Here is a 21,968-nt window from a genome sequence, read left to right as displayed (position 1 = left end):
CTCTGATTAAGGGTTTACCACGGGCGGTTTTAATTTTACCGCTGCGCGCAGGCAACCTATGCTTGTAATTCACATTATTTTTAATTTGCAACACACTCACTATAACGGAGACTACACGAGCTATAGAGTGAGCCCAGTCACAAACACGGATAACAAACCGTTACAATCCACCAGCATTGATTCAACTCAACTTAGGTGTCGTTCACGTGTACATATTTGAGCGTGCTGTTATACTTCATTTTGTTAAAATTGATGAAACGCCATTCAATCTTTCCTGGCCACAGTCATGACCACCCGCATACTCATCTGCGACGATTCCGCGCTTGCCAGAAAGCAGATGGCCAAGGCCCTGCCCACAGGCCTTGCAGACACCATTCTGTTTGCCAATAACGGAGTGGAAGCGCTCGAAAAACTGCGCGCTCGCGAAGCCGACCTGATGTTTCTGGATCTCAACATGCCGGAGATGGACGGCTACGAAGTTCTTGAGCATGTACTGGCCGAAGATCTGCCCATAATGACCATCGTGGTTTCCGGCGACATACAGCCAGAAGCCCGCGAGCGGGTGCGCAAACTCGGCGCCATCGATTTTATAAAAAAGCCCACAGACCTGGCCGTAGTGCTCAGCCTGCTGGCAGAATACGGCTTTTACCGCCCCGGCGATCTTGAAAGCGCAGCACTAAACGATAATGAACTCAAATCCGACAACGAATCCCGGGTACAGGAAATCTCGGTTTCACTGAACGATTACCTGCAGGAAATATCCAACGTCGCGATGGGCCGCTCATCAGACCTGCTTGCCAGGCTGTTGCGGGTATTCGTGAAGCAACCCATCCCGAAAGTCGCCTTTATCGCCAATTCCGAACTCCACATGGCCATATCGGCCGCCCACGACAGCGATACATACTCTGCGGTGTGTCAGGGCTTCACCGGTGCCGGTATTGCGGGCGAAGCCCTGCTGTTGTTTGCAGACGCCAGCTTTCGGGAAATGGCCGAACTCCTCCACTACGAGACACTCGAGGGCGAATCTGTAAACGTGGAAGTGCTGATGGATATGTCCAGCATACTGTTCGGGGCCTTCCTTAAAGGCATAGGTGACCAACTGGATCTTAAGCTAGGCCTTGGCCACCCCAGCGTACTGGGCCAGCACCGGCAGATTACAGAACTGCTTGAGCACCATAACTCCCGGGAAGAGCAGCTCCTGTGTATTGAGATCAGCTATACGTTGGAGGAACGGGACATTCAGTGCGACATGCTGGTACTGCTCACGGAAGATTCCGTGCCCTTTCTGGAACAACGCCTTCAATATCTGACGGACTGAACCATGGCCATAAACGAATTTGAAGCCCAATCCTTCCACTGGCTGGTGGATATGCTGGAATCCGTCGAGGTGGGCCTGGTGGTGCTGGATCTGGAATTCCGCGTGCAGGCGTGGAACGGGTTTATGGAAAACCACAGCGGCATCACCGCCAGCAAAATCCGCGACCGGGTGTTGTTTGAAGTATTCCCCGACATTCCCGAAGCCTGGCTTACTCGCAAGGTAGATGCAGCAACACTGTTGAACACCCGGGCTTTTACCTCCTGGGAGCAACGCCCCTACCTGTTCAGGTTTCGCAATACCCGACCCATCACCGGAACCGAAGACTATATGTTCCAGAATCTCACCATCAGCCCATTGTCAGGCGTTACCGGGCAGGTGGAGAAGATTTGCCTCATGGTGTACGACGTAACCGATATCGCCACCGGCAAACGCGCACTGGAGCGCGCCAACGAGCTGCTCGCAAAGCTCAGCATGACCGACCGGCTAACGGGCTTGCTGAACAGGGGCACCTGGGAGAATCTGGTGGATGCGGAGTTTGAACGGTATCGCCGTTATACCCAGGCCACCAGCTTGGTCATGTTTGATATCGACTTCTTTAAAAAGGTGAACGATAGCTACGGTCATCTAGCGGGCGATGAGGTAATTAAACATACCGCTACAACCGCTAAAGGCATCTTACGTCAATCCGACAGCATCGGCCGTTATGGCGGTGAAGAGTTCGGAATAATATTACCGGAAACCGATGCCGAAGGGGCTCGCATAATATGTGAGCGTTTGCGAGAGAACATCGACAACAGTGTGGTTGAGACCAGCGCTGCCCCTATTCGTTATACGGTGAGTGTAGGCATTTCACAACTAAGTGACACCGCTAAAAGCTATATGGAATGGATGCAACAAGCAGACGAAGCTTTGTATGCTGCAAAGAAAGGCGGTAGAAATCGCGTCATCATTTTTGAATAGCTTTGTTCAGACAAAAAAGAGGCCAGATGAGATACTCATCTGGCCTCTTTTTTTAGATACTCAACTGATCAGTCTTGCTGCCAGCTCTGCACTGCTTCTTTGCCGTGCTTTTCACGCCACTCGTTCAGAACCTTATGATTACCGCCGCGGGTTTTAACCACTTCACCGGTATTCGGGTTCTTGTAGGTTTTCATCGGGCGCTTGGCACGGGTGCCTGTGCTGCCTTCCGCTTTTGCTCCAACAATGGAGGGATCAATAGCAGTCAGAATCTGAAGCACATGCTTCGGGGACTTATCGTATTCTTTCATCAACTCACGAATGCTGTTCTCAAACGCCAGTTCGCGCTTCAGAGACTGATCCTGTTCCAGTTGATTAATCTCGTCTGCAAGCTTTTCCATAAGCTGCTTCTTCTGGTAATAATCGTTAATCTTTGCCATCGAATTAAAACCTTATCTTTTCTGTGGGTTCTAAAACTTAAACCGCGTTGATGAACTCATCGGCTCAAGGGCTTTCTTAAATCCTTGAGAATAATAAGTCATCACGTTATATATGGCAAAGACTATTCATTTAACAGTCCTTAATTAAGCGAAAGAACGGATTAAATGCCTTATTGGCTGGGTATCAGTACACACGGATAATCCATCTCAACAAGTCGCTGTTTAAACACCAGCTTGGCAGACTCATCCCCATGCACAATACGAATCTCCGAGGGCTTCTTTGGAATACCTTCGATAAAACGGAGCAAGTCTGACTGCCCTGCATGGGCAGAGTAACCACCCACCTGATGCACTTTGGCACGAATATCAAACCGTTCACCGTCCAGCTCTACCCAGCCTCCCCGAGGGCCATGCGTGAGAATATCCCGCCCCGGTGTACCCGCTGCCTGATAACCCACAAACAACACATCGTTTCTGGCCTCACCAAGCATCGCTTTAAGGTAATTAACCACCCTGCCCCCGGCACACATACCAGACCCTGCCAACACCACACAGGGCCGATGAGATTGGGCCAGATACTCCACCGCATTCAAATGATCCGCATGGGAATCAATTACCGTTAACTGCTCAAACGAAAGCGGGTGCCGGCCCTGCCGAACCAGATCGGCCGCTTCCGCATTCCAGAACGGCTTCAGCTTGCGATAGATGCCTGTGAACTCCGCCGCCAGGGGCGAATCCACCACAATCTCCAAATCGTCCCAAACCAGACCCTCCGCGACAGAGTCGTTTCGGAACTCGTGTATCAGGCCTTCAATCTCGTACAGCAGTTCCTGAGTACGCCCGATACTGAACGCCGGAATCAACACCGTGCCGCCATCCGCCAATGCCCGCTCCAGAATCGTTTTCAGGCGATAGCGACGGGTTTCCCGGCTCTCATGATCCTTGTCGCCGTAGGTGCTCTCAATGACCAGGCGATCCGCGCGCTCCGGAGATGACGGCTCCTGCAACAAAGGCGCATGGGGCGCACCCAGATCACCGCTGAACACAATGCGCTCGCGCTGATCTCCGCACGCTGCATCACACTCAACGTAAGCCGAACCCAGAATATGCCCCGCGCGCTGGAATCGAACGGAAAGCGAACTGCCCTGCTCCGCAAACACCTCATGCCACTGCCCATAAGGCATAGGCACAAGCCGGGAACGGATCAGCCCAAGTACCCGCTCAATCAGCGCCTTGTTCCGGGTAAAACCGATCTTCAGGGCATCTTCCAGAATCTCCGGCAACATAATCGCGGAGGGTTCCGAGCAGATAATCGGCCCTTCAAACCCCGCCGCCAACAAATAGGGAATACGGCCAACGTGGTCAATGTGCACGTGAGTGACAACCAGGGCACGGATATGCTCAATAGGAAAATCAACGGAGAGGTCAGAAGCGCTGGCGCCGTCGCCTTTCTCCTGGCCTTGGAAGAGGCCACAGTCAATCAGGATGCCAGCGAAGGCATTTGGCTCAGAACCGAGAGTAAGTTCGTGGCAGGAGCCAGTGACACCGGTGGTGGCGCCGTGATGGCTAATATTTATCATAATCAACAATCCATGTTGTGACTAACTTATACCGAGCATAACGCCCTTTGCTGTGAACTGGCGCCAGAACACCCTGCGCAACCAGGCCTTGGAGATCCCGGGTAGCGGTGGCTTTGGAGCAGCGCGTCAAGTTCTGGTATTTCGACGCATTGATTCCGTTTTCAAAGTTCGGCGCATCCTGGCCGAGCATTCGTCGAATCAGCTTAATCTGCCTAGTGTTCAGTGCATCGGTATCGAGTTCATCCCAGAAGCGGGCTTTTGTCACCACGTACTGAATCACATCAATTGCGCCATCCAACGCCTCGACAATCCGCTCACCGAACCAATCGACCCAAGGCGTCACGTTCAGCGTGTCTTTCGAGGCATTGTTAAGTTGCCGATAATAGGCTTTGCGATGCTTACTCAACACCGTCGCCAAGCTCATCATCAGCGGCTGCCCCAACATCTGAGACACAGCCACATCCGCAATCGCCCGCCCGACTCTGCCATTACCATCTTTATAGGGGTGGATCGTTTCAAACCACAGGTGAGCAATCGCCGCACGCGCCACACCGGGCACCCCCCGGGAATCTTTATCAAACCAATCCAGAAATCGCTGCATTTCCGCCGGCACACGTGCCGACGGTGGCGCTTCGAAGTGAATCGTCGGATTATGGACAGGGCCGGACACTATCTGCATGGCATCTGAATGCGTACGCCACTGCCCCGCGCGGCCTGCTGCGGTCAAAAATGAGCCAGAGTTCTGCTCCGGAATCACAAGTTTATTCCAGTGATGCAAGCGCTCCGCCGTTAACTTCTCTTTGAAAAGATCCATCACTTCGAGAATCAAAGCGGAGATACCTGCCGCTACCGGATCATGAACAGCAACCTTCTCCTTGGGGCCTAAAAAGTGATTCTTGATGGAGCTGCGCACATCCTCGCGATTCAGCGACTCCCCCTCAATAGCGCTGGTTTCAATCGCAGCGCTGACCAGAAGATCCAACTTCGCTTCGCTACCGAGGCTTTCCGGCACCACCGCTATCGCCCCCAGAATTTTCTGAGAAGCCGCGAGTGCCTGACTCGTCCAGAGCTCTGCAGATTTCTGATCGAAGCTGTAAGCAGGCCAATTGTCCAGTTCCCATGTATACATCGATGAGCCGTTTGCAGTGATCTATCGGCTCACACTAACTAAAAAGTTGAGCCGATGGAAGTGTTCTAACGGCTCAATTGAAACCCGGGCCAGCTACTGAACTTTAAGGCTTGGGAATGCAACGCTCCCCTCACCCCTTGCGGGAGAGGGGCTGGGGAAGAGGAGGATTAAGTATCCACGATACTTTCATCAAACGGGAAGCCGATGCACCTTCCCAGTATTCTCATGGGCAACCGTGAGATCATGGCCCCCATTGCACCATACAAGGTCAGCCACGCTCCCATTCGGCGTAAAGCCTGTAGGCGCACTTTTCAGGGTTTCCACAATCAGGCTACAGTCGAATTCCTGGCTAGCCCGAGAAAGCTTGCTCAAAACCAATTCCAGGTCGTCCCAAGCCATGGATACTTCCCGCGCCATCATAATGCGCGGATGAGACGTACCCTGAGGGTCATCGCCAATCAACAACTCCTCAAATAGTTTCTCGCCTGGCCGTAACCCCGTGAAGACCACTTCAATGTCACCTTCCGGTTGATCCGGTGTTTTTTCCACAAGTCCCATCAAATGAATCATCTTGCGAGCCAGGTCGGCAATTTTCACCGGTTCGCCCATATCCAATACAAACACCTCGCCACCGCACCCCATACTTCCTGCCTGCAGCACCAGCTGGCTGGCTTCCGGAATGGTCATGAAATAACGAATGATATCCTGGTGGGTAACCGTAATCGGCCCGCCATCGCGAATCTGATCACGGAACAGAGGCACCACCGAGCCGGAGGAGCCCAGTACATTGCCAAAACGAACCATCGAGAAAATCGTTTTGCTCTGCCGCTGCGCCAAACCCTGCAACACCAGCTCCGCCATACGCTTGCTGGCACCCATCACGTTGGTGGGGCGAACAGCTTTGTCGGTAGAAATCAGAACAAACCGCTCAACGCCGGCCGAAATAGCCGCCTCTGCCGCGTGCAGCGTGCCAAACACATTGTTCTGAACGCCTTCAATCACATTGTGCTCAACCAGCGGCACGTGCTTGTAAGCTGCGGCATGGTAAACCGTTTGAATGCCGAAACTGCGCATCACCATCTCACACCGCCGACGATGAGCCACACTGCCAAGAAGGGGGTGGATCTCCACACCCAACCCGTCAATCCGGTTAATCGCCTGCAACTCGCGCTCAATGGCATAGAGAGAGTATTCAGATTGTTCAAACAACACCAGAGCCCGGGGCCGGTGCTGGACGATCTGCCGGCAAAGCTCGGAACCGATAGACCCACCGGCACCGGTTACCATCACCACTTTGTTATAAAGACTGGCCGCGACCTGGGCGTTATCCGGCCGCACCGGATCCCGGCCTAACAGATCTTCGATTTCCAGATCCCGGATATCGTTAATGCGGGCCTGGCCTGCAACCAGCTCCGACATGGAAGGAACTGTCTGAACCGGCAGTTTCAGTGCCTCCAGCCGCTTCAGGAGCTGCCGGCGATCGACCTGCTTCTCAACATCCAACGCCAACAGCAGACGCTTTACCCCGTGAACGCGAACGGCCTCTTCAAGGTTGCTAAGAGCAACCACGGGCACTCCGGCAATCAAGGCTTTATGGTTAGCGTCCTGCAAACCTATGAACACCACGGGGTGGTATTCAGTGCCCTGCTGCAATGCTTTGGCCAATTGGGCACCGGTTTCACCCGCACCCACAATGGCCACCCACTCTTTGCCCCGGTTGGAGGTGTGATGCACCAGCATGCGCACACTCATTCGGCTGCCGCCTACAAAAATGAAGGCAAGGGCCGCATAAATGATCGGAACTGAGCGTGGAATCAGAACCTGGAGGCTGTAGCCGAGAATGATCAGCAACAAGGCGGAAGCACCGACACCCATGATGATAGTCAGGAATGCACGATCGCTCATGTAGCGAACCACGGCACGGTAGAGACCTAAGCGAACGAAAACACCTAAAGTGAAAACGACCGTGAGAGCAGAGACCAGCAACTGCCCTTGATTGGGTAACCACAGGCTTTGCTCTAAACGAAGTGCAAAAGAGGCCCAAAGGGCGAAAGAAAGGGCAAGTGCATCTACCGAAACCGAAACGAGACGTTTATGAAAGCGCGGTAGCTTTAGAAACGATTTAAACATCCGCAGGCACCGCTTGTTTCATAACGCTCGCCAAAACATCACAAGTTTTACCAATTTCGTTGTCTGTCAAAGTTGGGTGTACTAAAAACATTAAACTGGTCTCTCCCAGTTCGTGAGCAACAGGCAACGGCGTTTTGGGTCGCCAATCTGTTCCATCAAACGCTTTCTCAAGATACACCTCTGAGCAGGAACCGGAGAAGCAGGGAACGCCTGCCTCTACAATCGCATTCTGAATACGATCACGGCCCCAACCCTCTGCTAACCTATTCGGCTCAACAAATACATAGCACTTGTAGGCTGCGTGTTCGATATCTGCAGGTATCTCCGGTACTCGCAAACCCGGCAAATTACGGGCACAGTCCCAGATGGCATTGGCGTTCCTTTGCCGCGCTTTGCTCCACACTGGCATGCGGGAGAGCTGAATACGCCCTATTACACCTTGCATTTCTGTCATGCGCCAGTTGGTTCCGAAGCTTTCGTGCAACCATCGGAACCCTGGCGGATGTTGGCGTTCATAAACAGCGCTCCAACTCTTACCGTGATCTTTATACGACCACATACGCGACCACAAGTTACGATCCTTACAGGTAACCGCCCCTCCCTCGCCTCCGGTGGTCATAATCTTGTCCTGACAGAACGACCAACATCCCACATCGCCGATAGAGCCCACAGCACGACCTTTGTACCTGGCACCGTGGGCCTGGGCACAGTCTTCAATTACAAACAAATGATGCTGATGAGCCAGATCCATGATCGGATCCATGTCGCAGGGCCAACCGGCCAAGTGCACACAAATCACTGCGCGAGTGCGCTCGGTGAGCACGGCCGCAACGGTTTCCGCCGTAATATTCTGGGAGTCCGCATCCACCTCCGCAAACACCGGCACCGCACCAGCCGTTATAATGCTCGAAACAGAGGCCAGAAATGTACGGGGCGTAACCACCACCTCATCTCCGGGGCCTATGCCCAGCCCTTTCAGGGCCAGGTCCAGCGCCAGAGTTCCGTTTGCAAGAGCAATGGCGTATTCAGAATCTGCAAACCGGGCGAACTCCCGTTCAAACTCACGGCACTCCTGACCGGTCCAGTAATTGACCTTGTTAGAAAGCAGAACATTAGAAACAGCGTTGGCCTCTTCTTCGGTGAAGGAGGGCCAGGGGGAGAAAGGTCCGTTTAGCATGGTTACTCTGTTTGATTTCGGGTTTAAATGGAGTGGGTATTTTGATTTCGGGGTTCAACCACCTTCGCAGGGTTGCCAACTACGGTCACTCCAGAGATCACATCCCTGGTCACCACAGCCCCCATCCCAACTACCGAAGCCTCGCCAACCGCAATCAATTGTCTTACCGAAGCACAACTACCAACCCAAGCTAGTGGGCCAAGCGTCACACCACCGGCCAACACAGCATTAGGGCTAATATGAGCGAAATTGCCTACCACACAGTCATGCTCCACGACAGCGCCAGTATTTATAATCACACCGGCACCCACGGTGGCGCAGGCATTAACGACTGCATTAGCGAAGACCAAACTACCGTCATCTATAGAAGCGTGAGCACTTACCATTGCTGACGGGTGAACAATCGTGGCCATTTTACCGCCAGCCGCCACAAGCTCAGCTTGTTTTACTGCACGTATACGATTATTCCCAATGGCAACGACCACACCATCAAAATCCGTCAGCCTCTCAAGCAACGCTTCGGTATTGCCTTCAATCGCCCAAGGCCCATTGGCCTTGAGGCCCGGCCAGGCATCATCGAAAAAAACAACACTCTGCCACCCGGCCTGCTCTGCTGCATCAGCTACTACTTTACCGTGGCCGCTGGCTCCGAGAATGGCGAGACGCATCAATCGTTGCTCCCGGTGAACTTGGACATAGTCACCTCTCCCTTACCATTAATTCCATCCCGAACCAGCACTTTTTTCACTGTCAGGAACAGAATCTTCAAATCGAGCCAAAACGAACAATGATCTACATACCAGACATCCAGCTTGAACTTATCCTCCCAGGAAATCGCATTACGACCATTCACCTGGGCCCAACCGGTCACGCCAGGGCGGACGTCATGGCGGCGGTATTGTTCTTTTGAATAAAGCGGCAAATATTCCATTAACAACGGGCGAGGACCGACAAGGCTCATCTCGCCTTTCAGCACGTTCCAGAGTCCGGGCAGTTCGTCCAGGCTGCTGGAGCGAAGGAACTGACCAAAGGGAGTCATCCGTTCTGAGTCCGGCAATGTATTACCTTGGGCGTCCACCGCGTCACGCATGGTACGAAACTTCACCATCCGGAAGGGCTTACCGTCTTTACCTGGGCGGATTTGGCGAAAGAACACTGGGGAGCCAAGTTTACAGTGAATCATGATCGCAACCACCACAATCACCGGAAGCAGAACCATAAGACCAAACAGCGCACTTATAAAATCAAACAGACGCTTCATCATTGGGCCACTCCAGTTACCCAATCTACCCATTCACTCGCCATCTTATCCCGGTCAAATTCTCGCTCGGCCAGGGCCTTCGCTCTTTTACCCATCACTGGCAGTTGATTCTGCTCAGCAGCAGCCCGCTCCAGCGCATCCGCAAACGCGGCAGGGTCTGCCGGTGGCACCGCATAGCCGCATGCTTCCCGCTCTATCATATCGGCTAGCCATCCTGGGTAATTATTCAACACAGGGACACCGGCTGCGATGTAATCGAAAAATTTATTAGGAGACGTGCCGTAGTAAAAAGCGGGCACATTAGCGAGTATCTGCATGCCAACGTCAGTTGCCCGCATCAGACCCGCTAGCTCGCTCTTCTTAACCGGGTCATGGAATACGACATTATCGAGGCCATTACGTTCGGCCCTTGCCATCAGAGCCGGTTTAAGTTTACCGGAACCAATCAGCAGAAACTTGATATCTTCCCGCCCTCGCTTTTTCAATTCACCGGCAGCGTCCAGAACGGCGTCCAAACCATTTGCAATACCATGAGTACCGGCAAATATAGCCATCAAATCAGTCTCAGCGATTCCTTCTGGGCGCCATGGTTTGGCCAAATCTGTGAAAATGTCCAGATCACAACCGTTAGGCACCATAGCCACCTTTTCAGGAGGCACGCCACGCTTTGTAATGCCCTCCACAATACCTGGAGACAAACCTACCAGCCTATGTGCGGAACGATAGCTGGCCCACTCCAACACCCCCATCACCCAAAGCACGACCGGGTTGGTAATAACCCCCATTTCACGAGGCAATTCCGGCCATAAGTCCCGAACCTCAAACACAAAGGGCTTGCCCCTTAGCCAGCGGGCAAAAATACCGGGAATACCAGCCGTTAACGGTGTGGTCGTCGCAAATACCAAGTCGTACTTTTCGGTCAGGGCAATCCAGATACTACGCAGCGCGAAAGACAAGAACGTCCATACACGCTTCATAAAACCGTCGTAATTCGAATAGGCCAAGTCAAGCTCAATAACATCAATGCCGTCTACCACACCTCTGCGCTTGCCTCCCGTAAATTCACCTTCGAGGCCTGTGGAACCTGTAGTATTGCTACCGCAAACCATGGTGACACTATGACCACGCTCTACGAGCTTCCGAGCCATGGCATAAGAGCGGATGGCGCCCGCGCCTTTCGGGGTGACAAAGTGCTGGTGGACATATAGAACTCTCAAATCGCATTCCAGGTTATTTCAGTGGACAGGCAGCCAGCGTCGGCCACCTCAATTTCAAGAACCGGCAATGTTGTTTTGCGGCCGTAATAACGAGACTCGTAGCCATCAACGATTTCGCAACGAACAATCTCAGTGGTGCTGGTGATTGCAATGGCTACATTTTCATTTTTTGCAGTAGAGCCACTCAATTCCCACTTTCCAGGCTCTAATCGCCACCGTAGCACAGCATTCTTGGAGAAACCGTCAATATCGTCTTGAACTATTAACTTATCTGTGCCAAGCAATACCTTACGAGTATGCATCGCCCCTTTATAATCGCGATACCCCGCAAGAACAGACAGACCTTCAGAGGATTCAGCTAGAGGCCGGAAGCGACTGGTTTTCAGCCATTCACCAAACAAGAATCGGCTAAGTCGCGGCATCTGATCGCGACCATCAAATTGGATGGTATTATGGCTTTCAACACCCGGAAAATAAGATTGCAAAGGCTCTTCCGTGTTGTAGCTGTAAGAGCCTCCGTCTCGGAGGATGTTGCGACTGCCTAACCAAACATCGAGATGGAGCGCGTCGGCCTGGCCAGGGCGGAAACGAAAACGGGGGTAACGGAATAACGCGAAACAATGGTTTTTACGCATTATGGCGTAGCCACCGTCATCGAACTGCACACTTCCGGGGATTTCTGCTACTGGCTCTGGCAGATCAACACCCAACAACAGCCTCAGCGGAACGTCCCACTCTCCAGGTTCCGAAACCGCCCTTTGGCCACAAAAAAGCACATTGGCCAATTGAGCTGAAGGACGAAAATCGCGATAGTCGACAGCCGCAAGCGGCAGTAACCTGGCGCCATCGTTAGCGCCAAGATTAGGCACATCACCGCCCGGCTGAAGCAATGCCATTAACCATTCTGTAGCCGCCTTCGCTTTGGTGTACCAGTGGCGGGAGAATTCCGGCAACTGAAGTGTTTTCCGCCACACTTCTACCATAGAGAAGGTATCCAGCATCACCCTGTGATAATTCACAGAGTACTGGCTGAAACTGCCATCCCGCTCTATCAGACGACTGGCCCGGTTTTCCAGCCACTTCCTGCCTTTTAATTCCCAGCCCCTGCCCTGTGAAATACCATGGCTAGCCAGCCAGCTCCCACCGATAAACAGCGCAGCGGCCTCAGAAGTACCATGGTTATTATCCTGGGCAATCGCATATTGAATGGTTGGCGCAATACGCTTCAGGTGTATTTCAACCAGCTCCAGCAGGGCTTTTTCTGGCCTATAAACTTGCCCAAGCACAATGGCTGCCATCGCCAAGTGCATAACCCGGATAGAGGCTTCCTGCCCACATTTCCAGTTTGGGCCATAGTAGGGTGGGTTTTCTTGTACCCAACTCTCCAGCCAGGATTGCAACTTTTCCAAAGCTTCCGTATGGCCTGCTTGCCCCTCTCTGGCAAAACCAAGCACCCAGTCAAAACGGGAAAGCTCCCAAATTCCTTTTATGTCACCTACATCGTTTGTGAAATCGCGAATTGCATACCAGGGTTTCTGGCAGTCCGGGAAGCACTTGCCCGTCAACACGCTTTTGTTCCAATCAGGAACACCCTCGCGACTTACCTCGACGTGGCCGAACGCCAGAGGAAAGTATCGAAATTCATCCCAGCTATTTACTGGCCATTCAGTTCTTGAGAAAAAACGTCCGACAGGCGCACTTGCTTTCAAATGCCTTACCCGGTTAACGCCCAGTTGAACACCCAAACGAAACGAAAGCGCTCTGAAAACGTTCAAAGCACCAAGGCGACGCACTGTTTTGATTTTGGAGATGAATGAAGCCATTCAATCAGTCTTCGGCTGGGAACGAGCTTTCAAAAACTCAACAATGCGACTGCAAGCCTGCCCATCCCCGTAAGGGTTATGTGCACGAGACATCCGCTCATACACCGTTTCATCATCCAGCAACTCCTGAACCGCATCCCGAATGACACAGCTTTCGGTACCCACCAACCGCACCGTGCCGGCATCGACGGCTTCTGGGCGTTCGGTGGTGTCGCGCATCACCAACACCGGCTTACCCAGGCCGGGGGCTTCTTCCTGCACACCGCCGCTGTCAGTCAATACCAGATAAGCATTCTGCATCAGGTAAACAAACGGCTCATAACCCAACGGTTCGATCAACTGAACGTTGCTTGAATTACCCAGCAAGCGCTTTACCGGCTCCTGCACATTGGGGTTCAAATGCACCGGATAAATAAAGTGGGTATCAGGATTGGCGGCAGCCAACTGGCTCAGTGCCTTACAGATATTTTCAAAGCCTTCGCCAAAATTCTCACGTCGATGGCCTGTGACCAGCACATACCGCTTGCTTAACGCATCGGTGTTCAAGCCGGCCTGCTGCAAAACAGCCTGAATACTGTCTTTTAGCTCAGTCGACTGATCAATCTTCTTCACCACCCACTGCAAAGCATCAATCACTGTATTGCCAGTAATAGTGATTTTGTCAGCGGCAATATGCTCACCCAACAAGGCATTCTGATTACGCTCGGTCGGTGCAAAATGCACAGCAGCCAGGCGGCCGGTCAGCACGCGATTGGCTTCCTCTGGCCAGGGCGAAGACATATTGCCCGTGCGCAAACCTGCTTCTACATGACCAACCGGAATTTGCTGATAGAAAGCAGCCAGGGTTGCAGCAAAGGTGGTAGCGGTGTCGCCATGCACCAGAACAATATCCGGCTGAAACTCCTTCAGCACATCCCGCAGGCCAAGCAACACACCCGAGGTGATATCGTAGAGATCCTGACCGCCCTTCATCAGGTTCAAATCATAATCCGGTGCTATCTCAAACAGCTCCAGCACCTGATCAAGCATTTCCCGGTGCTGGGCCGTCACGCACACCCTGGCATCAAAAAAGCTGTCTTCAGCCAGAGCTTTGACTAAGGGTGCCATTTTGATGGCTTCCGGGCGTGTACCGAATACGGATAAAACCTTCACTATTTTGTCACCCCACAAAAGTCCAGCACCACTTTTCCGGCGGGTATTTCCAGTTGCTTGAACTCATCATGCGCCACCAAAAACGCGACAATATCAGCCTGTTCAACCGCCTGCTCTACATCGGTTATCTTATAGTAAGCGTGTTCGTGAATGTTCGGTTCTACAATAAAGTAGTTTTCATCACCCGCTTCCTGAAGCACCTTCTGCGCGATATAAACAGCCGGGGACTGACGCAGATCATCAATATTCGGTTTGAAGGCAAGCCCCATCAATGCGACCGAAGGCGCTTTACCCTGGCTGGTGGCAAAATCACGAATGGCGTGCCTAGTCTTTTCCGCACACCAGAAAGCTTTGTAATTGTTTATCTCACGCGCCTTGCCAATAATCTGCGATTCCATGGGGAATTCAGAGGTAATAAAGTAAGGATCAACTGCAATGCAGTGCCCTCCTACCCCACTACCCGGCTGCAGGATGGTAACCCGGGGGTGCTTATTGGCCAGCCGGATAAGCTCCCATGCATCAATGCCTGCCTTATCGCAAATCAGCGATAGCTCGTTGGCAAACGCAATCTGCACGTCACGGCTGGCGTTTTCCGTCAGCTTGCACATCTCCGCGGTACGGGCATTGGTGCGATGCAACTCACCTTTAACGAACTGCTGATAGAACTCGCACGCCTTCTGCGTGGCAGCATCATCCACGCCGCCAATCACACGGTCGTTGTGCACCAACTCATACATGACGTTGCCAGGCAATACACGCTCCGGGCAGTAGGCAATATGCAGCTTGCCCTTTAACTCCGGTCGCTGGGCGTAGATGAAATCGCCCATACGTTCGGTTGTGCCCACCGGAGAGGTGGACTCGATGATGTATAAGTCGCCTTCTTTGAGCAGCGGTAAAATACTCTCGGTAGCTGCTTGAATATAAGAAATGTCCGGCTCGTGGCTCCCACCTTTAAAGGGCGTGGGTACTACGACCAGATATACATCCGCTGCTACTGCGGTGGTATCAGCACGTAAAAAGCCCGCTGCTACCGTGCTGGCCACCGCAGTATCCAGCTTCGGTTCAACAAAGTGAATTTTTCCCGAGTTGATGGTATCCACTACCTTCTGCGAAATATCCACGCCATGCACAGCAATGTTATTAGCTGCCATCAATGCAGAAGTTGGGAGGCCGATATAACCCAGGCCGAGGGTGACTACTTGTGGTTGCATTAAACTTTATCCTCTTAAATTCTGCGCAATCTGCACCGAGACTCGCGACACTTCAAAAATCTCATCGGCAGGTATGGGGGTTGGCTCGCCCTGTTGAATGGCTTTTACAAAAAGTGCGGCACAGGCTTGCTGGCCCTTATCCTGGCTCATCAGTTTTTTGCCTTTGAAGCCAGGCCAACCATAGCTGCGCAGGGCTTTGAAGTTGTCCAATTGAAGTACCGCATCATTGGCAAATACTTCGATGCGTTCCTTGGGGAAGGCTTTACCGCCGTTGGCCAAGTATAGGATGGTGCCGAATGAACCATCAGCAAAGCTTAATGTGATGCTGGCCTTGTCTTCTGTTATCTCAACGCCCGGCACATCGCCCATTTTGGTGGCGGTGAACCCCGTAATCTCGCTACCGGCCAGAAAACGCATCAAATCAATATAGTGGCAGGCTTCGCCGATAATGCGGCCTCCGCCTACAGCCGAATCTTGTGTCCAGTGGTTGGCAGGTATTTCTCCCGCGTTCATGGTCATGATGAAGCTTTTCGGCTGCTTGCTGACCGATAACAGCTGCTTCATTTTCTGCACCAACGGGGCAAAACGGCGGTTAAAACCGACCATCAAATGCTGCTTGCCTCCCGCCTGTTGGTAAGCTGCTTCCAACCCGTCCAGCTCTTCCAGTGTCAGCGCTAAAGGCTTTTCTACAAACACATGTTTGCCGGCCTGCAAGGCAGCCAACGCCTGGCCAGCGTGCAGATTATGCTGGGTGGCGATTGCTACAGTATTGACTGCCTCGTCTTGATACACCTCAGCCTCGTCTGTAACCGAATGGGCAAAATCATGTTTCTTGCCATGATGCACACCAGAGACACCGCCACTGCTGGCAAGGCTATGCAGTTTGGCGCCGCTCTCTTTAAATGCCGGAATCAACACCCGGGAGGCATAGTTGCCTGCGCCAAGGAAGGAGCACACCACATCCGTTGGCTGATAGGCAGCCGGGGCGTTTAAGGCTACCTTTCTGCTGAGCAGCTCAGTCTGATCCAGCTCAGGTGCAGGGTAGGACAACAGAATACCTAGAGCGGTCGGCTCACTCAGGGTCTGATAGGCTTCAACCGCGCTTTCAATCGCAAAACGATGGGAAATTAAAGGCTTAACATTCAGTGCACCGCTGGCCATCATATCCAGCACGGCCTCGAAATTGCGCTGTTCCGTCCAACGCACAAAGCCTATGGGGTAATCCCGGCCCTTTTCCTCATACTCAGAGTCATAACGGCCCGGGCCGTAAGAGCAGGAGACCTGAAAGCTCAGCTCTTTTTCATAAAAATCAGCACGGGAAAGCTCAAGCCCAACTACACCCACCAGCACAATACGGCCACGCCTACGGCACATCTGGGCGGCCTGGTGCACAGGCTCATTGCTTTTAGTCGCCGCAGTAATAATCACCGCATCCACACCACGGCCACGGGAAAACGCCGCGGCCGCCTCTACGGGGTCTTCACCTTTTGATAGGTCAACCGCTTCTGCGCCAAACTCACGCGCCAAGGCACAGCGGCTAGAATCAAAATCAATACCCAATACACGACAGCCCTGCGCTTTGAGCAATTGCACCGTGACCAGACCAATCAAACCTAGCCCCGTTACCACGACGCACTCACCTAAACTTGGTTGCACCAGACGAATGCCCTGCAAACCAATAGATGCGAGCACGGTAAACGCAGCCGACTCACCATCTACATTGTCAGGAATCCTCGCACACAGGTTCTGCGGTATACGAACCACTTCCGCATGGTTGCCATTAGAAATAACCCGATCACCTACCTCATATCCGGATACGCCGCTCTCTAGCACAACGCCAGCATTGCAATAACCCAAGGGCAGCGGTTGATCCAGCTTGGATCGCACCGCATCCACGGTCGGCATTAGGCCATCTGTTCTTACCTTATCCAGCACCATTTTGACCTTGTCAGGCTGCTGACGGGCTTTTTCAAGAACACTGGCTTTGCCAAAATCAACCAGCATGCGCTCAGTACCCGCGCTGACCAGTGTTCGCTGGCTGGCGATTAATAAGTGACCGGGCTTGTTTTGTGGGCAGGGTACATTGGCAAGGGTAGTTTCGCCGTTGCCGAGATTTTGTAGGATTTGCTTCATAAGGTTTCACTATCTATGATTTTAATGAGTTAAGCAGTAACTTTGCTTCATCATTGTATATAAATTCACTAGCTGGCAAGCTGCTAACAGCCCCTCTCCATTGATTAACTCTCCGATAATTTATAACATCTTTAAGACTGCTAACTGCATCTTCAGTGCTTATATCTGAAACACAAAATCCAGTATTTTTTTCCTTTACAAAATCACCATCACACGAACCGCTCCTAGCAATAATTGGCTTATTAAAAAAAAGGCTTTCATAAAAACGATTGGTTTTTGCCCAATACAGGTTATAATTTTTATCGCTTAATGGCTCGTAACAAACCCAAATAATGTCTACTGAAGAATACAAATCATAAAGATCATCCGGAGATTTATATTCACCGAGATACTTGACATTACCCAACTCTCGCAATTGTAACTCGAGATTGGAATCTAGCATCCAATGACCAGCTATATTAACCTGAAACCTATCAGGGTAAAGTTTGGCTAAATAATAGAGTGTTTCAGCAGTCCAATTACAACGAAGTAAGCCAAAATATCCAACTTTTATAATATCACTTTTATTTAACTCCGGTTGCTCTCTACTTTCCGATCTATTACCCAACATTTCCTTCTCTAATTTATTCTCAATCACCACATGATTGACATCCACGCCCAACCATTTCTGATAATATTCACTATAAAATTTCGGTGCAGTAACAACTAACAAATCCAACTTCTGCACTAGTTTTTTTTCGAAAAACCTAAGTAGCTTACCTTTGAGCTTATCACTCGTTTGTAGGCCTCGAATATCGGCGACCTCCGCTACACGCTTAACGGGTAAGCCTAAAGTTGCGATATAAGCTAAAACAGATAAGTCAGGTCCGAACGAGTATATGACTTCATTTCTTTTAGCTAATTTCCGTATTTTTATCAAACTTTTTATATAAACTAAAACTCTTTTTAGGTATTGCCCGTGCCTTACCCTTCCAAGGGTAGTTACAGGACAACTAGGCATTCGTCCTTTATGGTAATCACGCTCAAAAGCTGCCACTTCTGCAACCACAGATTCAGCTTTAAGCATATCGATACGCTTAGAATATCTAGGCTGGCCCATGACCGGCATTAAAAACAAAAAATGCATTAACATTACCACTTTTAATAGATGGTTTTATCTGAAAGTAAAAACGACTACACTCAAGCTTTCTTCTCAGTCTGCAAGGAGGTAGCCCGACGATTGATCGCTTTGTTCATTGGCCATAGTGGATTCCTCGGTGTGGGTTTGGAGGAATCAGTTTGAATGAACTGCTACGGCGAAAACAGGTGCTGATTTATTGGCGTGTACGCTTTACCTGCTCGACATAGAGGCCTTTTTCGCGGCAATAGACGCTGAGTTCTTTTTCGGACAGCGGCGCGGTTTCTATAACCACCGCCAGCTTGGCTTCTCCGGACCACTGTTCTGAAGTCCTGGATTCAAGTAATAAGTGCAGCACCACCTGTTTCCAGGGCGCCTGAGTATTCACCCCAGAATATCTCTGCTGGAGTGTGATACCCAAGCCGCTTTCTGGGCCGGTTGTTGAGCTTGTCCACCACCCGCCTTAGCTGCGATTTCGTGACCTTTCTGAAGTCCGTTCCCTTCGGAAAGTATTGCCGGATCAAGCCATTGGTATTTTCATTGGTGCCGCGCTGACTCGATCGGTACGGATCACAGAAATACGTACTGGCAGTGACCGCCTTGCCAATGCGCCGGTGTTCCGCAAACTCTGAACCATTGTCCAGTGTCAGTGTCTTCACGGCCCCTCGCAGAGGCCGCAGTAGCCGGATCATCGCATCAGCGGTCAGGCCTGTCAGCAACAGTGCTAAAAGTCCGTAAATTGTCAGGATAGATTGTCCACCCGACCCGCATGACCTTTTCTTGAAGGTGACGAAACCTGAAAGGAAAAGACTCATGCAAAGCCGAGAGGACTTTCACATGATAAAGCAACTACGGGCACAGGGGGCGCACATCGTGGACATTGCCCAACGGATTGGCTGTTCAGAACGTACGGTGCGTCGGTATCTGGCGCTTCCTGCACCTCCCACAGGTAGGCCGAAGTCACGCCGGTCCAGTAAGCTCGACCCCTTCAAGCCCTTTATCGATCAGCAGTTGGCCGATGAAGTCTGGAACGCAGAGGTGATTTTCCAACAGCTGCGCGAGCAGGGTTACGCCGGTTCATCCACTCTGGTTCGTGAGTACATCCAGCCCAAGCGCCCCCTGCGAGCCAGCAAGCGAACCGTCCGATACGAGACGCACCCTGGCAAACAGCTCCAGCATGACTGGGGCGAGATTCGCACCGAGGTGGCCGGCCGGTTGTGCACCGTCAACATTGCGGTGAACGTGCTGGGTTATTCCCGACACTTCCATGTCTGGGCGGGCCCACGTCAGGATGCCGAGCATACCTATGAGTCGCTGGTGCAGGCCTTCCGGTACTTTGGCGGCGTCCCGGCCAGTGTTCTGGTGGACAACCAGAAGGCAGCCGTGGTTCGCCATGATCGTGATGGCAAGGTGACGTTCAATGCTGGCTTCCTGGAGCTGGCCAACCATTACGGCTTTGTCGCTAAGGCCTGTCGGCCCCAGCGGCCCAGGACAAAGGGTAAGACCGAACGAATGGTCGGATATGTGAAGCACCACTTCTTCCAGCGATATCGCAGCTTCGACAGCTACGCACACCTTAATCAGCTACTGGAGCACTGGTTGAATACCTACGCTCAGCAGCGGCTGCTGAGGCGTTTCCGGCAGACCCCGGCCGAGAGGTTTCAGGAGGAGCAACCTCAACTTTTGCAAAGGCCCGAAACGGACTTCGATACCCGCTATTACGATGTCCGACATGTTGGCTGGGACGCCTACATCGATGTGCATGGCAACCGCTACAGTGTGCCGGCCGAGTGCTGCGGGCAGCGGGTGACCATTCGAGTCAGCCTGGACGGAGAACTCACCGTCTACGACATCCGGGGACAGGAGGTGGCGCGCCACCGGATGGCGGATCGCAAGCAGGGCTGGCAAACCGTGGCCGAACACCACGAACCGCTGTGGCAAGACGTGCTGCCAGTGCAGCACCGGAGCCTCTCTGTGTATGAGGAGATACTCCAATGAACCTGGACCAACTCCTCGACCGACTCAAGATGGACCACCTCCAAGCCTCCCTGGACACCTTGTGCGAACACGCCAGCAAGAAGGATCTGAATTACCGGGAGTTCCTCGAACAGGCCCTGGCCCAGGAATGGGGTGGCCGCCACCAGAAAGGCCTTGATACGCGCCTCAAGCAGGCCAGACTGCCGTGGATCAAAACCCTGGAACAGTTCGACTTCACCTTCCAGCCGAGCATTGACCGCAAGCTGATCCGGGACCTGTCCGGATTAGGGTTCGTGGAGCGCAACGAGAACGTCATCCTGCTGGGACCACCGGGCGTGGGTAAAACCCATCTGGCCGTTGCCCTTGGCGTAAAAGCAGCTGAGGCTGGCCACAGGGTTCTGTTCATGACTTTGGATCGCCTGGTAAGCACCCTGATGAAAGCGCGACAGGAGAACCGACTGGACCGTCAGCTCCAGCAGCTGAGCTACCCAAAGGTGCTGGTGCTTGACGAGATTGGTTACCTACCCATGACCCGGGAGGAAGCCAGCCTGTTCTTCCGGCTGATCAACCGTCGCTACGAGCGAGCCTGCACCATCCTGACCTCCAACAAGAGCTTTATGGACTGGGGCGAGGTGTTCGGCGATCAGGTCATCGCCACGGCTATCCTGGATCGGTTACTGCACCACTCAACCACGCTGAACATCAAGGGTGAAAGTTACCGACTGAAGGACAAACGCAAGGCCGGGATCGTCCCCGGTACGACTCAGCAACAGGAGGAATGTGACGGCACAGACACTCAAAAACCGGACACTGAAAACTGATGAAAACCGGACAATCTAAACTGATAAAAAGCGGTCAAACTTCGCTGTTGTTGACAGGCCCGCCTTCACCTCGGGCAACAAGGCTGCCTGCAAATAGCCAGTGCGGCGATACACCAGGGTGGCCAGACCCGATTCCTTGTGGCCCTTCAGGACGGTATCGCCTTCCCAGTCTCCGATCCAAAGTCGCTGCTCAACCTCGGCAGGACGAGGGTGGCGGCGAAGGTGGTGGCCGTGTCGCCATGTACCAGCACCAGGTCTGGCTTCGCTTCTGTCAGAACGCTCCGCATACCCTGCAGAATACCGGTAGTTACATCCGTTAAATCTTGGCCCGGCCTCATAATGTTCAGATCATAATCCGGCACCAGAGAAAATAACGACAGCACCTGGTCCAGCATTTCACGATGCTGGCCAGTTACACACAATACCGGTTCAAACCGATCATCATCCTGCAGCGCCAACACCACTGGGGCCATTTTTTATGGCTTCTGGCCTAGTTCCAAAAACAGTTAAAACTTTCAAAAACTT

At 52.4% G+C, this 21,968-nt stretch carries 17 protein-coding genes and 2 pseudogenes; 4 read left to right on the top strand and 15 right to left on the bottom strand.

The genetic code is table 11. The annotated features are described in order from the left end of the window. Positions 1 to 286 precede the first annotated feature (286 nt). Entirely contained in the window at positions 287 to 1,318 is a 1,032-nt protein-coding gene (locus FFI90_RS01740) for a response regulator (RefSeq protein WP_144775945.1), read from the top strand. A gap of 3 nt (positions 1,319 to 1,321) precedes the next feature. Further along, positions 1,322 to 2,278: a GGDEF domain-containing protein gene (locus FFI90_RS01735; RefSeq protein ID WP_144775943.1), complete on the top strand. Its 957-nt coding sequence runs from the start codon at positions 1,322 to 1,324 to the stop codon at positions 2,276 to 2,278. Positions 2,279 to 2,346: 68 nt separating this feature from the next. On the opposite strand, the gene FFI90_RS01730 is transcribed toward FFI90_RS01735, so the two are convergent. The 14 genes and pseudogenes from FFI90_RS01730 to FFI90_RS01665 form a co-directional block, all read right to left on the bottom strand. Further along, positions 2,347 to 2,715, bottom strand: coding sequence for a histone-like nucleoid-structuring protein, MvaT/MvaU family (locus FFI90_RS01730; protein WP_144775941.1), 369 nt, complete (start codon positions 2,713 to 2,715; stop codon positions 2,347 to 2,349). Positions 2,716 to 2,885: 170 nt separating this feature from the next. After that, the gene (locus tag FFI90_RS01725) at positions 2,886 to 4,295 is read right to left on the bottom strand and encodes an MBL fold metallo-hydrolase RNA specificity domain-containing protein (protein WP_144775940.1); all 1,410 of its coding nucleotides are present in this window, start codon (positions 4,293 to 4,295) and stop codon (positions 2,886 to 2,888) included. Then, on the bottom strand, positions 4,282 to 5,424 hold the full coding sequence (locus FFI90_RS01720) for a Fic family protein (protein ID WP_144775938.1): 1,143 nt from the start codon (positions 5,422 to 5,424) through the stop codon (positions 4,282 to 4,284). Before FFI90_RS01720 ends, FFI90_RS01725 begins: the two co-directional genes overlap by 14 nt. 189 nt (positions 5,425 to 5,613) lie before the next feature. Beyond that, the gene (locus FFI90_RS01715; protein ID WP_144775936.1) at positions 5,614 to 7,554 is read right to left on the bottom strand and encodes a nucleoside-diphosphate sugar epimerase/dehydratase; all 1,941 of its coding nucleotides are present in this window, start codon (positions 7,552 to 7,554) and stop codon (positions 5,614 to 5,616) included. After that, on the bottom strand, positions 7,547 to 8,731 hold the full coding sequence (locus tag FFI90_RS01710; RefSeq protein WP_144775934.1) for a DegT/DnrJ/EryC1/StrS family aminotransferase: 1,185 nt from the start codon (positions 8,729 to 8,731) through the stop codon (positions 7,547 to 7,549). The genes FFI90_RS01715 and FFI90_RS01710 overlap by 8 nt, the downstream gene beginning before the upstream one ends. A 23-nt stretch (positions 8,732 to 8,754) precedes the next feature. Then, positions 8,755 to 9,399 (bottom strand): acetyltransferase, encoded by a 645-nt coding sequence (locus FFI90_RS01705; protein WP_186317895.1) that lies wholly within the window; start codon positions 9,397 to 9,399, stop codon positions 8,755 to 8,757. After that, positions 9,399 to 9,995 (bottom strand): sugar transferase, encoded by a 597-nt coding sequence (locus FFI90_RS01700; protein ID WP_144775930.1) that lies wholly within the window; start codon positions 9,993 to 9,995, stop codon positions 9,399 to 9,401. The genes FFI90_RS01705 and FFI90_RS01700 overlap by 1 nt, the downstream gene beginning before the upstream one ends. After that, a complete protein-coding gene (locus FFI90_RS01695) occupies positions 9,992 to 11,209 on the bottom strand; it encodes a glycosyltransferase family 4 protein (protein ID WP_144775928.1) in 1,218 nt (405 codons plus the stop codon). Before FFI90_RS01695 ends, FFI90_RS01700 begins: the two co-directional genes overlap by 4 nt. Then, entirely contained in the window at positions 11,206 to 13,032 is a 1,827-nt protein-coding gene (locus tag FFI90_RS01690) for a heparinase II/III family protein (RefSeq protein WP_144775926.1), read from the bottom strand. The genes FFI90_RS01695 and FFI90_RS01690 overlap by 4 nt, the downstream gene beginning before the upstream one ends. Next, entirely contained in the window at positions 13,033 to 14,184 is a 1,152-nt protein-coding gene (gene wecB, locus FFI90_RS01685; protein ID WP_144775924.1) for a non-hydrolyzing UDP-N-acetylglucosamine 2-epimerase, read from the bottom strand. Further along, complete coding sequence (wecC, locus tag FFI90_RS01680) at positions 14,184 to 15,395, bottom strand: UDP-N-acetyl-D-mannosamine dehydrogenase (protein WP_144775922.1); 1,212 nt, start codon at positions 15,393 to 15,395, stop codon at positions 14,184 to 14,186. Before wecC ends, wecB begins: the two co-directional genes overlap by 1 nt. 6 nt (positions 15,396 to 15,401) lie before the next feature. Further along, complete coding sequence (locus tag FFI90_RS01675; protein ID WP_144775920.1) at positions 15,402 to 17,528, bottom strand: bi-domain-containing oxidoreductase; 2,127 nt, start codon at positions 17,526 to 17,528, stop codon at positions 15,402 to 15,404. A gap of 13 nt (positions 17,529 to 17,541) precedes the next feature. Beyond that, positions 17,542 to 18,654, bottom strand: coding sequence for a glycosyltransferase family protein (locus tag FFI90_RS01670; RefSeq protein ID WP_144775918.1), 1,113 nt, complete (start codon positions 18,652 to 18,654; stop codon positions 17,542 to 17,544). A gap of 329 nt (positions 18,655 to 18,983) precedes the next feature. Continuing rightward, positions 18,984 to 19,352, bottom strand: a pseudogene (locus tag FFI90_RS01665) (IS30 family transposase); the annotation flags it as partial. A 106-nt stretch (positions 19,353 to 19,458) separates the two neighbouring features. Here FFI90_RS01665 and istA point away from each other — a divergent pair. Continuing rightward, on the top strand, positions 19,459 to 20,643 hold the full coding sequence (gene istA / locus FFI90_RS01660; protein WP_144775916.1) for an IS21 family transposase: 1,185 nt from the start codon (positions 19,459 to 19,461) through the stop codon (positions 20,641 to 20,643). Then, positions 20,640 to 21,443 (top strand): IS21-like element helper ATPase IstB, encoded by an 804-nt coding sequence (gene istB, locus FFI90_RS01655; protein ID WP_144775914.1) that lies wholly within the window; start codon positions 20,640 to 20,642, stop codon positions 21,441 to 21,443. The genes istA and istB overlap by 4 nt, the downstream gene beginning before the upstream one ends. 164 nt (positions 21,444 to 21,607) lie before the next feature. On the opposite strand, the pseudogene FFI90_RS01650 reads toward istB, so the two are convergent. Next, a pseudogene (locus FFI90_RS01650) lies at positions 21,608 to 21,962 on the bottom strand (UDP-N-acetylglucosamine 2-epimerase); the annotation flags it as partial. Between the last annotated feature and the right edge of the window lie 6 nt (positions 21,963 to 21,968).

The sequence above is a fragment of the Marinobacter maritimus genome (assembly GCF_007671675.1).
Lineage (GTDB): Bacteria > Pseudomonadota > Gammaproteobacteria > Pseudomonadales > Oleiphilaceae > Marinobacter > Marinobacter maritimus.
Note: the sequence above shows the minus strand (reverse complement) of the source record. Positions and strands in the feature narration are given on the sequence as shown.